The 15372-nt window shown below is 36.0% G+C and carries 13 protein-coding genes; 3 read left to right on the top strand and 10 right to left on the bottom strand.

The features are described 5' to 3' along the window. Nucleotides 1-4: 4 nt before the first annotated feature. The 8 genes from EPJ89_RS03210 to mnmG form a co-directional block, all read right to left on the bottom strand. Nucleotides 5-520 carry a hypothetical protein gene (locus EPJ89_RS03210; protein WP_200542883.1) on the bottom strand — a complete coding sequence of 172 codons (516 nt, stop codon included), beginning with the start codon at nucleotides 518-520 and terminating at the stop codon, nucleotides 5-7. A gap of 88 nt (nucleotides 521-608) precedes the next feature. Next, entirely contained in the window at nucleotides 609-1478 is an 870-nt protein-coding gene (locus EPJ89_RS03215) for a ParB/RepB/Spo0J family partition protein (protein WP_161636866.1), read from the bottom strand. Next, a complete protein-coding gene (locus EPJ89_RS03220; RefSeq protein ID WP_003774236.1) occupies nucleotides 1462-2259 on the bottom strand; it encodes a ParA family protein in 798 nt (265 codons plus the stop codon). Before EPJ89_RS03220 ends, EPJ89_RS03215 begins: the two co-directional genes overlap by 17 nt. Before the next feature lie 29 nt (nucleotides 2260-2288). Beyond that, entirely contained in the window at nucleotides 2289-3044 is a 756-nt protein-coding gene (gene noc / locus EPJ89_RS03225; RefSeq protein ID WP_125163908.1) for a nucleoid occlusion protein, read from the bottom strand. Beyond that, nucleotides 3037-3753 carry a 16S rRNA (guanine(527)-N(7))-methyltransferase RsmG gene (gene rsmG / locus EPJ89_RS03230; RefSeq protein ID WP_161636867.1) on the bottom strand — a complete coding sequence of 239 codons (717 nt, stop codon included), beginning with the start codon at nucleotides 3751-3753 and terminating at the stop codon, nucleotides 3037-3039. The genes noc and rsmG overlap by 8 nt, the downstream gene beginning before the upstream one ends. 177 nt (nucleotides 3754-3930) lie before the next feature. Beyond that, nucleotides 3931-6351 carry a hypothetical protein gene (locus tag EPJ89_RS03235; protein ID WP_200548970.1) on the bottom strand — a complete coding sequence of 807 codons (2421 nt, stop codon included), beginning with the start codon at nucleotides 6349-6351 and terminating at the stop codon, nucleotides 3931-3933. Between the two features lie 158 nt (nucleotides 6352-6509). Continuing rightward, the gene (locus EPJ89_RS03240; protein ID WP_200548971.1) at nucleotides 6510-7487 is read right to left on the bottom strand and encodes a Gfo/Idh/MocA family protein; all 978 of its coding nucleotides are present in this window, start codon (nucleotides 7485-7487) and stop codon (nucleotides 6510-6512) included. Nucleotides 7488-7497: 10 nt separating this feature from the next. Next, nucleotides 7498-9348 carry a tRNA uridine-5-carboxymethylaminomethyl(34) synthesis enzyme MnmG gene (gene mnmG / locus EPJ89_RS03245; RefSeq protein WP_161636870.1) on the bottom strand — a complete coding sequence of 617 codons (1851 nt, stop codon included), beginning with the start codon at nucleotides 9346-9348 and terminating at the stop codon, nucleotides 7498-7500. Nucleotides 9349-9490: 142 nt separating this feature from the next. On the opposite strand from mnmG, the gene EPJ89_RS03250 reads away from it, so the two are divergent. Genes EPJ89_RS03250 through EPJ89_RS03260 form a run of 3 tightly spaced genes read left to right on the top strand, consistent with a single transcriptional unit; the run spans nucleotide 9491 to nucleotide 12714 of the window. Then, complete coding sequence (locus EPJ89_RS03250) at nucleotides 9491-9862, top strand: GntR family transcriptional regulator (protein WP_125163903.1); 372 nt, start codon at nucleotides 9491-9493, stop codon at nucleotides 9860-9862. Then, a complete protein-coding gene (locus EPJ89_RS03255; RefSeq protein WP_161636871.1) occupies nucleotides 9846-10736 on the top strand; it encodes an ABC transporter ATP-binding protein in 891 nt (296 codons plus the stop codon). Before EPJ89_RS03250 ends, EPJ89_RS03255 begins: the two co-directional genes overlap by 17 nt. After that, complete coding sequence (locus tag EPJ89_RS03260; RefSeq protein WP_200548972.1) at nucleotides 10720-12714, top strand: ABC transporter permease; 1995 nt, start codon at nucleotides 10720-10722, stop codon at nucleotides 12712-12714. The genes EPJ89_RS03255 and EPJ89_RS03260 overlap by 17 nt, the downstream gene beginning before the upstream one ends. A gap of 41 nt (nucleotides 12715-12755) precedes the next feature. Here the strand turns inward: EPJ89_RS03260 and EPJ89_RS03265 are convergent, their stop codons facing one another. Both EPJ89_RS03265 and metG read right to left on the bottom strand, forming a co-directional pair. After that, the gene (locus EPJ89_RS03265; protein WP_161636873.1) at nucleotides 12756-13358 is read right to left on the bottom strand and encodes a histidine phosphatase family protein; all 603 of its coding nucleotides are present in this window, start codon (nucleotides 13356-13358) and stop codon (nucleotides 12756-12758) included. A 31-nt stretch (nucleotides 13359-13389) separates the two neighbouring features. After that, nucleotides 13390-15321, bottom strand: a complete 1932-nt coding sequence (gene metG / locus EPJ89_RS03270) for a methionine--tRNA ligase (RefSeq protein WP_200548973.1) — start codon at nucleotides 15319-15321, stop codon at nucleotides 13390-13392. Nucleotides 15322-15372 lie beyond the last annotated feature (51 nt).

The following is a 15372-nucleotide window of genomic DNA, read 5'->3' on the forward strand; positions in this document are numbered from 1 at the left end:
TTGATTACGGAATAGAGCACGTTAATTGACGTGCTTTAACGAATTCATGAATCCCTTCAATTGTTTCAGAGCGCTCAATCCATCGTCTGTATCCCTTTACCTCATTATTATCATACACAATTTCTACCGCTCCGGATAATAAGTACTCCGGTTTGTATTCTTTTTCCTTGGTTTCAGGATTTTCTTTTTCAATGTTTACCACATAAATTTGAGATTGAATCTTTTGATTATCGCTCTTACACAGATCAATTGGATTTAGATGATAGGAACGAATGGTCTCAGATTTTACAAGATTTTGGTAAAATGCATCTGCATTTTCATTCAAGACATCACCCAATGCATTGACTGGAATCGATATATTTTGAACAAGTGAATCATCTTGATTAGTATGATCGTTAACTTGTGACTTTTGATAGACTAGAAGTCCCAGAACAATTAAAAATAATACGACTGCGATTTTCAGTAGACGTTGGTTCTTCCGATTAGACTGATCCAACACCTTTTGTCGTTCTTGTTTCATAGTTTCACCTCTAATGTTACGATATCATTATCATTTTATCGATATGAGAAATTACAATGAAAGATAGAAAAAGGACGCGTCAGCGTCCTTACTCGATGATATCAAGCAATTCTAAAATACGATTTAAATCTTCATCATCATCAAACGATATTGTTACTTTATTATTTGCAATATTAACGCGCGTTTGTAGACGTCGTTCAAATAATGATTGAGCATAATCATAATCTTTATTACGGATTTTCGGTTCAACAGGTTTAACATCTTCTTTATTAATGAGACGTTCTGCTTCACGAACAGACAACTTCTTACTTAAAATTTCTTCCGCAATGCGTTCAATTTCTTTTGGATCTTCAATTGTAACAAGTGGACGTACATGACCCATTGTTAATTTATTATCGCTCACCATCTCTTGTACAGATTTTGGAAGTCTAAGCAGACGCAACAAGTTTGTAATATGGCTGCGGGATTTACTTACACGTTTAGCAACTTCTTCTTGAGTTAGACCTAAACGATCAATTAAAGAACTGTAACCCATCGCTTCTTCAATTACATTTAAATCTTCACGCTGAACGTTTTCAATAATCGCAATTTCCATCATTTGTGAGTCATCAAAATCGACAACAATTGCAGCAATTTCTTCTATTTTCGCACGTTTTGTAGCACGTAAACGACGCTCTCCTGCGACAAGTTCGTAACCTTTATTGGTTTCACGAACTAATATCGGGGTAAACAAACCATGAGTTGAAATTGATTGTGATAATTCTTCTAATTTATCCTCGTCAAAATGACGACGTGGTTGGTATGGGTTTGTACGAATATCTTTAACTTTAAGGCTTGTCTTAACGCCTGTAAACTCATCATTATTACCTTGTTGAATATCCTCAAGGACTGAAGACACATCATCACCAAAAATTGCACCCAGTCCACGACCTAAACGATTACTATCTTTCTCTGCCATTCGAGTCACTCCGTTTCTTATTATATGATAAGACTTCTTTCGCTAGAGATGCGTATGCTTTAGCGCCTTCCGATTTTAAATCATATTCGAAGATTGAGTTTCCACGAGAAGGAGCTTCTGACAACTTAACATTTCTAGGGATATTACTCTTATAGACACGTTCTTTAAAATATTTACGAACTTCTTGTTGAACCTCAACACTCAAACGAGTACGGACATCAAACATCGTAAGTAAAACGCCTTCTATTTTTAAATCTGGATTAAACAGCTTTTGCACCAGTCGAATTGTGGATAACAATTGCGTTAATCCTTCAAGTGCATAATACTCACATTGGACCGGTATAATAACCGAATCTGCAGCTGTTAGAGCATTCGTATTTAACAAACCTAATGATGGCGGACAATCGATGATGATGTAATCATAGTCATCCTTTGCTTTTATTAATTTATTCTTTAAAAGACGTTCGCGACCAATCTTAAACTCTACCATTTCGAGATCTGCACCCGCAAGGTCAATTGTTGCGGGAATTAAATCCATTGGAGGCGTGTTTAGAGACATCTTAATGTCACTTACTTCTTTTTCAGAAAGAATTAAATCATAGGTACTGTCTTTGATGGCCATTCTATTTGCACCTACACCTTGAGATGCATTTCCTTGGGGGTCAAGGTCTACTAATAGAACTTTTTGGCCTAAGTAGGCTAAACCAGCAGATAAATTAATACTTGTCGTTGTTTTACCAACGCCACCTTTTTGATTCGCTACAGCAATTATTTTCCCCATTGACTCACATCCTTTGTTATCTTCTTAAGTTATTTAGGGAAGCGTATCGTGATGACGACCTCATCATTCGTTTCTTCCATATCATGTTTTACCGTAATTCCTGTTTTTTCGATCATACCAATCGATTGTTTGATTGTATTGATTCCAATCTTGATGTGTTGAGAAATACCACGTGTTACAGCTTTTTTCTTTCGTGGTTTGTTAATGAGGGTTTCGGTCTCTTTAACGTTCAACTTTTTATTAAGGATTTCGTCTAAAACTTCTTCAGTTTTTTCCTTTTCAACGCTTAATAACGCGCGCGCATGACGCTCCGTAATTTTACGTTCGCCAAGGGCTTCGAGTACGGGTTCTGGCAATTCAAGCAAACGGATTTTATTCGCGATTGCGGATTGCGATTTTCCTACTTTTGTTGCAAGTTCCTTTTGAGTTATTTTTTGAATTCGCAAAATATCGCGATACGCTTTCGCTTCTTCCAAAACACTTAAATCTTCGCGTTGGATGTTCTCGATAAGCGCTAATGTCGCACTTTTATCATCATCAATATTACTAATGATGCATGGTACTTCAGTAAATCCAAACATTCGCATTGCTCGATATCGACGTTCTCCGGCAATAATTTCATATTCATCTGTCTCGTCAACTTCACGAACAACAATCGGTTGAAGAAGGCCATTTTCACTAATCGATTGTCCTAATTCCAACAAACTCTCATCATTAAAAGTTAGCCGAGGCTGATTACGGTTAGGTTTAATTTTTTCAATAGCTATTTCTCTACGATCAATCATGATTCCTCCCAGACAGTGGTGTCTTTTTAATTTTAGCATAACTTCTTGGATACTTCTTCGAAGCGGACTTCACTTTTGTAATCTCTAAATTATAGCGGTCACCCATGATATCATCACTGAATTTATGTGTCTGCGTAAGTTCGCCACCAAGGATTTTAATCGCTTTGAGGGAGTCTTCATACTCCTCAATTCCTTTAGATCCTTTCATCGCTAAAAATACACCGCCTACCTTCACGAAAGGCAGACATAACTCACTTAGAATATCAAGATATGCAACAGCCCGAGCCGTCGCAATATCAAATGATTCACGAAGTTCTCCGATAACATCTTCTGCTCGACCATTAATTACAGTTGTATTTTTTAATCCACATTCAAGTACAACACGTTCTAAAAAATTTGTTCGTTTTGTTGTGGGTTCAATACAGGTCACCGTGATATCCGGACGGGCAATGGCAAGAACAATTCCTGGAAAACCTGCACCACTTCCTATATCAGCAATCCGACTGTTTTCTTTTATTAATGGTGAAATAAGTAATGAATCGTAGAAATGCTTTAAAAATATGCCTTCATCATCATCGATACCGGTTAAATTTAAGACTTTATTCACTTCTTGAATAAGATTCTTGTACGATAAAAATTGTTGTTTCATCTCTTCTGAAACAACAATTCCCAACGCTTCAATTTTACTAATAAATTCTAAAAAATTCATGAAGCCTCCAATTGCAATGCATCTTTTATTAACACATTTTTATCATATTTGATTCTTATGATTAGAATCGAAACTACGTTGTAATTATAGCGTATTTATAAGATTTCCACAACAAATCATCGTGACAAATATTTGGTCTAAAATGCATAAAAGACAGTATATACTGCCTTTTATGTGCTAATTAACAATTCTATTTTTATGCCTTTTCGGTAATAATACACAAACTCCCATTAATATCAGGATTATTCCCCATTTATTACTGTGTTTTTGTTTTCCGGTCTTAGGAAGAACGCCCTCTGTGTCCTTGTTTATTACCCGGGCAATCGTTTTCTCATCAAACTTTTGTTTAATGGTACTGTAATGACTTTTGATTACATGACTCTCTTCGGTCTTTTCTATTGGAGTATGTGTGGTTTTTATACTTTTATCTCTCACCAAATTTGATGATTGTTGTTCTGTTGTTATTTTTGAAACGCCGTCTTTTTGTTGGATAATTGGATTTGACATGATTATTTCATAATATTCAAGTGGTTCAATCACGTTGGGACTGTCTGGTTGCCTACGTAGCAATGCGTCTAATATATTATTTGTTTCACGTTCGTGCTGCTTCCGATTTTCAATATCTTGAAGTAAAATCCGCTCCAATTCCACACGTTTTTTTGTTTCAATGATACTCAAAAACTTCGATGCCGCATCCCTTTCAGTGTGGTTGAATGCATGTTCAGGAACTTCCTCTCCTTCTAAATAAGGTGGAAGGATATCCCCTTTTATAGGTTCTCCTTCAACATCTACCATACTAAAAATCTGCTGATTATCATTAAACACTCCAACTTCTATTATTGGATTAAGATTTTCGTGTAAGGCTGTTTCTTGTAGTTCAATTGGAAATCCATCAAAATGATTCTCTAAAATTATGGGGTTGAGGTGTGCCTCATATTCCTTCGTACTGAGTTCGTAAGCAATGCGATTTTTCCGATCTTGCTCTAAAACATCTTCTAAATATTTTTGCTTCATCCTTTCCTTCTGCATAATGGCTTCCATTCCACTGATGTATTCGTGATTTTGAACGTCTTCGATACCATATCCATCAAGAAATACCGGATCGGGTCGTAAACGATTTTTAGGTTCATCGAGAGTATCGTGAATAACAAAACCGTCTACCGATAGCATGACCTCACGATCAGGTTTTATTGAAGGCTTCGGAGTTTCATGAATGATAAATCCATCCACACCAAGCAGTTCGTTCAAATCAATTTTGCCTGTTGCACGAGGCGGACTTAATATTTCTACTTGGATATCCAAATCGTCATCTCTTTTCGGCTTATATGCCTTCTGAATGTCAATCTGAAGCGGCTGAATCACCCGATCGATATAAATTTTCAAATCATTTGCGACACTTACAAACCCATCATCAACGGAGAATGTCGTTTCTTTACGAGGATTTACCTTGAAGGTTACTTCCGACTGATTAAAGGCGACGGTTTTTTTGAACTCGGTGGCTTGATTTCCTTCAAAGAGGTGAATATCAATCGTATCTGTTTCCTTGGCTCCTGGATAGGCCAATATATTAGGTCCCCACTCCACATTAAATGTTTTGTCAATGAATCGCTCGACTGCAATTTCAGAAATTTCTTTTAACCGATCTTCTCTGATATTAAGTTCTACGCTTGCATCATTCAAATTATATCGTTTCATTCGAGTAAATGTATTCAAGTCTTCATGTCTAATATTCTCAAATACCACATTCCCGTCTTTAATAATACCTGTTAATTCTTTTTGGTTATCAGTAATAAAAACGACTTCTCCCGTAAGACCACTTGTATTATGGCCTTTTAAAGGAATTTCTTTCGTAATATCTTGACGAATACGAAATTCAAATTCGTTTTCATTGATTACCTTTTTTTCAATTTTTACCCTATCATCACCATCGGTAATAATATCAAATGTATAAGGTCGATTCTTATCGTCATACTTGGTTGTAATAAACGAATAATGTTGACTTGAAGAACGTGTGTAAAATGTAGTGCGATGGCTTTTCGATTGCTCACCATTTTTTGTTAAGACAAAAGGAAGCGATCGCACACCATTGATGGGTCCATCCCGGACCACCGAGAATTTAATTGTTTGATTTTTAATTCGCACAATATTAATGATATTTTGAGTCTGAATCACTCTATATTCAAGAGCATCTGGCGTTTCTTTATCAATTTTAAAGCCATAAACTTTGTGATAAAGATTGCCTCCATCAGCATTAAAGTTGAATGCATCTTGAACGACTAGATTATCAATCGTAATTGACTTTATATCTTTTGTAAGATTTGTAATCTTACCAATTTCAATGGAGGTATCATCATTAAACTCCTCTTGCATTGTTAAGGAGATGGGCTGATCACCGCTCTCCATCCCGAACCAATTAATTGTGTAAGTTTTAGAACCTGATACACAGGTATTAGCGCGATGACAAAGACCGCGTAGCATTACATCAGTTCCTTGATTTAGATTTTGAAAATCAAAACCTACTTCCGCAGAAACATGTTCTGTTCGAAAAATACCAAAAAGTAAAATAAACATTACAAATATACCGATTTTTCGTATCATTAAATCCCCCTCCACATTTAATAGCATTTTAAATTTTTACATATACATCCTTGGATTGTAAAGAGGTCTTTCGATTTACAACAAAGTGTTGTCTACTCAATAAGAAATCATAAAAGTAAAAGTGGTGCGGTTGAGATTTGATAAAAGAAAAGCCAACCCTACTGGGTTGGCTTTAAGTAATTATTAGCTGTTTTACGGGCCTTTTCTGCAATTCGAACCACACTCAGTGTTTGTTCTAAATACAGATCTCGAAGTTCAAAATCCTGTGTTCGAATCGCACGCTCAAATACTTCTACTTGATATGCAAGCCTTGGAAGATCTTGAATGTTAATCATCTCTTTTGAATCTTTCGTTACAATACTTACAGACTCAATGCTGCTGACACTTTCAGGAATATAAATATAGCCCTTTTCCCCTTGGATTTGTCCAAAATTTTGAGAAAAACTATCCTTAGCACCAACACACTCTACGGTCATGGTCGGATATTTCATAATTAGAACACCTGAAGTATCAATACCATTAGAATGTTTATTTGCATAATATTTTACTTCATCGGGCATTCCAAAAATCCCAACAACAAAATGAATATTATATATATTGATATCCGCTAAGGCACCTCCAGAAAAATGAGGGTTGAAGACATTGGGTATTTCACCTGCTAAGAGTGCATCATATCGGCTTGAATATTGACTGAAATTACACTGAACAAGCTTAATATCACCAATAACTTCTAAATTTGATTTGATAAATTGATAGTGCGGTAAATGAATATTGCAAATTGCTTCAAAGAGGAACAAATGATGCTCTTGTGCATAACGAATCAATCGTTGCGCACGTTCCTCTGTTTCAACAAAAGGTTTTTCTACAATGACATGCTTCCCGGCTTTTAACGCAGCATATGCTTGTTCATAGTGAAGACTGTTGGGTGAAGCAATATAAATCGTATCCACCAACGGATCTGAAAATAATCCCTCAAGTGTCGTGTGTGTTTGTGTAATCCCAAAACGCTTCGCTAAAGCATCCGCTCTGCCTTGCGTGCGGGAATAAACCGCTTTAAATGACACACCCGATATATCTTGTGATGACTTAATAAATTCTTCAACAATAATTCCTGTACCAATTGTTCCAATATTCATGTTTTCCACCCTATCCTTTGTGTTTGAGTACCATAGCAAGAATTGCAATATCTGCTGGATTAACACCTGAAATACGCGATGCTTGACCCATTGTAATCGGTCTTACAGCAGTCAGTTTTTGACGCCCCTCAATTGATAAGTTTTCAATAGAATCATAGTTAATATCTTCCGGTAATTTAATATTCTCCATCGAACGAAGCTTTTCTGCTTCTTTCATGGCTTTCTTAATATAACCTTCATACTTGATTTCTACTTGGATTTGGAATGCTAAGTCTTTGCGGACTTCCATGTCCATCAGTTCTAATACCTCTAACAATTCAATACCCGGTCTTTTAACCGCGTCGTAAATTGTTAAATCATGTGCTTGAAATGGTGAATCCTTTTCAGCAAAATATGCTTCAAATTCCGGACTATGCGGTAATTTGATGGTTTTACTTGCTTCAATGAATTCATCAATAATTTGAATATCTAACTCTATTTTCTCATAATCTTCGTCACTTAACAATCCAATCTCATGACCAAAGTGAGATAATCGTCGGTATGCATTATCATGACGCAATAAGAGACGATACTCTGCTCGTGAGGTTAAGAGACGATACGGCTCTAATGTTCCTTTAGTTACAAGATCATCGAGCATTACACCAATATAAGCCTCATCGCGTTTAAGAATAAGGGGTTCTTTCCCTTGATTTTTAAGTGCTGCATTAATCCCTGCCATCAGACCTTGACCGGCTGCTTCTTCATAACCTGAAGTACCGTTAATTTGCCCGGCAGTAAATAAATTTTCCACAGTCATGATTTCAAGTGATGGTTTTAACTGAATTGGATCAATTGCATCATATTCGATAGCATAACCATAGCGTTGAACGCGACAGTTTTCTAATCCAGGAACGGTTCGAATCATTGCGTCTTGAACCTCTTCTGGTAATGATGAAGACAGCCCTTGAACATAAGTTGTATCCAACTCTGCGGATTCTGGCTCTAAAAAGATTTGGTGACGATTTTTATCTGCAAAGCGGACAATTTTGTCTTCGATTGATGGACAATAACGTGCACCGACCCCTTCAACAACACCTGAGTACATGCTTGATTTTTCAAGATTAGCCTCAATTAGATCGTGAGTTGTAGGATTTGTATAGGTTAAATAACAAGGATATTGTTCCTTAATTACATCTTCCTTCTGAGTACTATTGGAGAAGTAATACGGCTCATCATCCCCAGGCTGAATGGTTGTCTTACTAAAATCAATACTATCTGTATAAACACGTGCTGGCGTTCCTGTTTTAAGACGGAACGTCTTCAACCCTAAAGCACGTAATGATTCTGATAGGCTATTGGTTGTGGGATCGCCATCAGGTCCACTTACGGTAACCGTTGAGGACAGTAAAATTTTTGAACTCATATACGTTCCACTGGTAATAATTACAGCCTTAGCCGCTACAAACTCATCACCTTTACAACGAACACCGGTGACAATGCCGTTTTCAGCAACAACACCTTCTACCATTTTTTGAACAATTTCAATTCCAGGTTCCGCAAGAACAGCATCACGCATCGCACGCGAATACGCTAATTTATCCGACTGAACACGCAAGCATTGAACACCCGGTCCCTTACTTGAATTTAATATCCGAAACTGCAAGGCTGTCTTATCCGCAATTTTCCCCATAACACCGCCAAGTGCTTCAATTTCACGAACAACAATCCCTTTTGCAGGTCCACCAATTGATGGATTGCAAGGCATTGATGCAATTTTATCTACATTTAACGTAAAGAGTGCAGTTCTTTGCCCCATTCTGGCTGAAGCAACTGCTGCTTCAACACCGGCATGACCGCCTCCTACTACTATAACATCATACATATAAAAGCCTCCGTTGGTATTTTATCACAATTATACAACATTCGAGTTGATAATGATTTAAGTTCACTTATTTATTCAAACTTGACACATACGTCATGATGTAATACTGTATTAATGTAAGTGGTACAGATAGGAGGTATCTATGTTTACAATTAACACACGAAACGCAACACCAATATTTGAGCAGATTATTCAACAAGTTGGAAAGTTTATCGCAATGGGGATACTCCAACCACATGAACAACTTCCAACCGTACGTTCCCTCGCCAAAGATCTCGGTGTCAATCCCAATACCGTTTCAAAGGCATATCACGAATGTGAAATGAATGGACTTATTTACTCAATTCCTGGTAAGGGATCTTTTGTAAGCGAGCATGAAAAAGGTGTCAGTAATCTCGTTAGTGATGCCTATCAAGAACTCACCCTGATCTATCACAAATTACTTGAACTCGGAGAAACACAAGAAACGATATTCAATCTATTAAAGGAGTCACATAATGATACGATTCACTAATGTAAATAAAAAATTTGATAACAAAATTGTTCTCGAAGATATTAATATTACGTTTGAAGAAGGTTCAATTATTGGCCTTGTTGGTAAAAACGGTTCCGGAAAGTCGACACTATTACGCCTTATCAGTGGGGTCCTTCATGCCGATGCTGGTGTTGTTTTAATTAATGATCAACGCGTCTACGATAACCCCGAAACCAAAAAAGACGTATTCTTTGTTGGGGATGATCCTTTCTTCTTTAGTCAATCTACGATTAAAGACATGCAACAGTTTTACAAAGTATTCTATAAATCGTTTGATGACCATTACTACCAAGATCTTCTTGAGTTGTTTGGTTTGGATGAAAATCGAAAAATCAATGCACTATCAAAAGGAATGAAACGACAAGTTTCCCTTTTACTTGCTTTGGCATCAAAACCAAAAATATTACTTCTTGATGAAGCTTTCGATGGTCTTGATCCGATCATGCGGTTTCGAATTAAGCAGTTTCTTGGGGAAATGATCATCGATCATAACGCTACCGTTATTATTTCATCCCATAACTTAAGAGAACTTGAAGATATTTGCGATACAGTTGCGATTATCGATGAAAACAATATCATGATGAATCAATCAACCAATGATTTTGGATCAATTTATCATCGCTATCAAATAGCTTTTGAATCTGAAATGAAACGTTCGGACTTTGATTTTATGAATCCTTTAAATATAACAGGTTCAGCACGTATTTTCTCAATTATTATCAAGGGAAACCGTGAAACAATTGAAAAAGAACTCAATTCAATGAATCCCTTACTCGTCGAACATAATGACGTGACCCTTGAAGAGATATTTATTTATGAAATGGAGAACAAGAATCATGAAAACATTGATTAATTCACGAATCAATTTTGATTATTTAAAGTTTAACTTTAAAAAATATAAAGGTTTACTGTTATTCTATACAATACTTCTAATGACTTCGTTTCCAATACCCACTTTAATCCGTTGGATCCAAACTCGAGATCAGCAGAATTTTGAGAATTACTCAAATGCTTCTGTGTATGTACCAATCATCATCACAATATTTTTATCCATCGTTACCCCAATGATTCTCTTCAATTACTTGAGTAGTAAGAAATCTGTCGATGTATTTCACTCACTACCGATAAAACGGAGTGATTTATTTCTTACAAACTATGTTGCATCCCTTCTTATTATCTTTATACCGTTCACCATCGCCTATTTTTCAGGCTATGCCCTTAATAATCTCTTATTTAATATTTCTTTAAAATGGTATCATATTGAGACTTACTTCCAATTACTCGCAATTTTCTTTGCAACCACAACACCGGTTATGTTTGTTTTGATGAACACGGGTACACTCTCAGATGCATTAATCTATACCGTGATTATCTTTATTGCGCCATTTTTAGCTTTTGGTGCTTTAGAATTGTTTGCATCCACTTTTGTAATTGGATATACCTCGATGCGCATGGATTCATTGGCCTTTCTATCACCGCCGATTTCCGTACTATTTGGACTAAGAACTACGAATTCACCTTATGATATGGGTCTTTACGCATCATATTGGTTAATTCTTGGACTTATACTGCTGTCTGTGTCGCTTGTGATTCATGATGCACGTAAATCTGAAAAAAGTGAGACGCCATTTATTAATAATTGGTTTTTCCCTTTAATCATCTATCTCTTCACAGGCATTGTTTTGATATTTTTACTTCCAATCTTTGCCATGGGAACGCGAACCCTTACTGTAGGATCGGTTGTGATGCCCATTTTAATCGCTTTATTACTTTTTACGCTTTTAAACATTATCAAAAATCGTTCTCTAAAAAACATGACAGAAATCCTGAAGAACTATACAATCTTTGCGGTGGTATTAATGATATTCTGTACAATCTTATATGTAACCAACGGGCTGGGTTATACATATTATATTCCGAAGATTGATAAAATTGAGTCGGTTACGATAACTTCTCAAGGGGAATTTTCGGGAATCGAAGATGAAGACTTCCTCATAAATGCTGGAAACTATCTTTTTCAAAAAAATCTTCATATTACCCGTGAACAACCCGAATTACTCCAACTTACAAATACATTCCATTACTCAATCGTTAGCCAATTGAAAGAAAATGAAGGCTTAGTAAGTTCAAATCTTGAGTATACTTCAGAATATACGCCCATATACATCGAGTACAAACTCAAAAGCGGAAGTAAAATTAAGCGCCGTTTTAATGTAAAGGATGAGTTATTAAAACCACTCTATCCTGCAGTTGTAAATCCTGATACTTTAAAAGATACAAACATCCTCTTCAATGAAGAAAAGCAAATCAATCAAATTTATATCTTCAATAATACCCTAACCAAGGGATATCGATTTACAGGTTCACGAAGCGAACTCATCGAAACATATAAAGATGACCTTCAAAATGCTGAACTACAACCCAATGGCGATACATTAAACTTTGTCCTTGCCTATAAACTAAAAGATCGTGACTATATGAACGATTACCTGTTAAACATCGATAATCGTCATCCTAAAACAACAGAGTACATCAAAAACAACTTAAAACCAATCGATAACATCAATACTGAAGGGATGATTTATCGTGCCGAGAATGAGGATTCTGTATTCGCGAAAGGAATCAGTGCATCTTCATCAATCTATGTCAGTGACAGTGTAAGTAATCATGATTCGGATTTTGTTTCTTCAAGCGAATTAGAGTTACTTAAAGACAAAGTATCTTCATTTGTAATTTCGGATCGACCTCATGATATTTATCGAGTTAATGTTGAAGTTACAGATCTTAATATTTATTTTGAATACTACCTCTCTGTTAAAAAAGATTCATAGAGTTCTACATAAAAAAAGACACGTATCGATACGTGTCTTTCTTATTTTTTTGGTAATGCTTCTACACTCTTTAAGATAATGCGATTTAACGAATCATCGAAATCAACATCAAGTATGTATCCCAGTCCATTGGGTGCATGAATTGCTCTAAAGTCTAGGAATGGTCTGTTTTCTAAGAAAATTAACAGTGTTTTAATAACACCTGAATGACAAACAATTGTTGAAGATTCCACACTGTTTGCTTTCATATCTTTTAGAATGCATTCCAACTTAGAGATGATTCGGTAGCTAAATTCAGTTAACGTCTCTCCATGAGCAATGCGTTTATTAATAAGGAATCCATCAAAATAATTTTCGGATACGTCATCCCCATGTACATCTTCATAATCACCAAAATAGATCTCGCGTAATTCTTTACTTGATTCATAGATTGGTGTCTCTTTACCGTAAAGAATTTCAAACGTATCAATCGTACGTGTTAAATCAGATGTATAATAACGCTCTGTTTGTGGATACGCGTACTCCAATTTATATTGTTTTAGGTCTTCAATTCCTTGTTTCGATAAGTGAACATCAGACCAACCTGAATACGTTCCTTCTTCATTAGAAGTCGTATAACCATGTCTTACTAATACAATTTTCATAAAGCACCCTCTTTTCTATACAATACCTATCTTAACGCAATAGCGTTCCGTTTGCGACATCACCACCGGTTACAAGTCTTACTTTGTCGCCTTCTTCAGCTGTAAGAATCATACCATTTGACATTATACCGCGTAGTTTAACGGGTTTGAGGTTTGCAACGAGAACAACTTTATGATTGAGGAGTTCTTCTTCCGTAAAGAAATCTACAAGGCTGCTTACTACAGTTACTTCTTTGCTTCCTAAATCAACTTGTAAGACATAGAGTTTATCTGCTTTAGGATGTTTTTCGACTTTTACGATTGTCCCCGTACGAAGTTCTACATCTTGAAATTGATCAAATGTTATTTCTTTTGTTTCTTCTTCAACAACGTTTGTTTCTACCACAGGTTCTACCTCCTTTTCTAATAACTCAAGTGTTTCTTTCACATCTAAACGATTAAAGATGATGTCTGTTTTTGAAACAACAGGTTTATTAAGTTCAAAGAGTCCAAACACCTTCGCACTTTCAAACGTTGTATGTTCTGTTTGTAATTGTGCAAGAATGCGTTGGGATGTTTCTGGGATAAATGATTCAAGGGCGATACCACCAATACGAATCAATTCCGTTAGATTATAAAGTACTGTTTGAAGGCGATCTTGTTTCGTTTCATCTTTCGCAAGAACCCAAGGTTGTGTATCATCAATATACTTATTCCCTTTTCTAAATAAGGAAACAATCTCAGAAATTGCATCCGCTACATGAAGCGTATCCATCTTCGCTTCAACATTTGGAATAAGATTTTTACATGCATCAATCAATTCATCATCGATTGCTTCATGCACATGATTAACAGTCAATACGCCGTCAAAGTATTTATTGGTCATTGAAATGGTACGGTTAACCAGATTCCCAATAATATTCGCAAGGTCTGTATTAATACGTTCAATCATCAATTCATATGTGAGGTGACCATCACGTTCAAAAGGCATTTCATGAAGCATAATGTATCGAACTGGATCAACACCTAAGACGGATGTTAGATCATCAACATAAAGTGCATTCCCTTTTGATTTACTCATCTTGCTGTCGCCAGTAAGTAACCATGGGTGTCCGAAGATTTGTTTTGGTAACTCAATATCAAGGGCCATTAATAGAATTGGCCAATAAATTGTATGGAAACGTAAAATATCCTTACCAATTAAATGCACGTCAGCTGGCCAGAACTCATCAAAAAGTGGCCCATTATTCCCATCAACATCATATCCTAAACCCGTGATATAGTTAATCAGTGCATCAATCCAAACATACACAACATGTTCAGGATCAAAATCTACAGGAATTCCCCATTTGAAACTTGTTCGTGAAACCGCAAGATCATAGAGATCTTCTTTAAGGAAGTTTTGAAGCATTTCATTTTTTCGTGATTCAGGTTGAATAAATGATGGATTATCCTTGATGTATTGTACAAGGCGATCTTGATAGTTACTCATTTTAAAGAAGTAGCAAGATTCTTGTTGGCGTACAACCTTCGCACCACACTCTGGACATGTTTCATCTTCTACCTGTGAATCTGAATAAAAGGATTCGCATGACTTACAGTACCATCCTTCATAATTTCCTTTATATAAATCCCCTTGATCAAAGAGTTTCTTAAAAACCTTTTGAACTTGTGTTTTATGATAGTCGTCTGTTGTTCGAATAAAATAATCATATTGAACATTCATCAGATCAAATAAACCACGAATCACACTCGAAATATTATCGACATATGCTTTCGGTAACATATTATGTGCTTTCGCATTATCTTCTATTTTTTGACCGTGTTCATCCGTTCCTGTTTGGAAACGAACATTATAACCTTGAGCACGTTTAAATCGTGCAATACTATCTGCTAGCACAATCTCATAAATGTTACCAATATGAGGTTTTGCTGATGTATAAGCAATAGCGGTTGTTATATAGTAATTTTTATTGTTTTTCATTTGATTGCCTCCGCTAGAATTTCCCCTTAATTATAGCCTATTTATGTAAGC

The organism is Erysipelothrix sp. strain 2 (EsS2-6-Brazil) (assembly GCF_016617625.1).
Classification (GTDB): Bacteria; Bacillota_I; Bacilli_A; order Erysipelotrichales; family Erysipelotrichaceae; genus Erysipelothrix; species Erysipelothrix piscisicarius.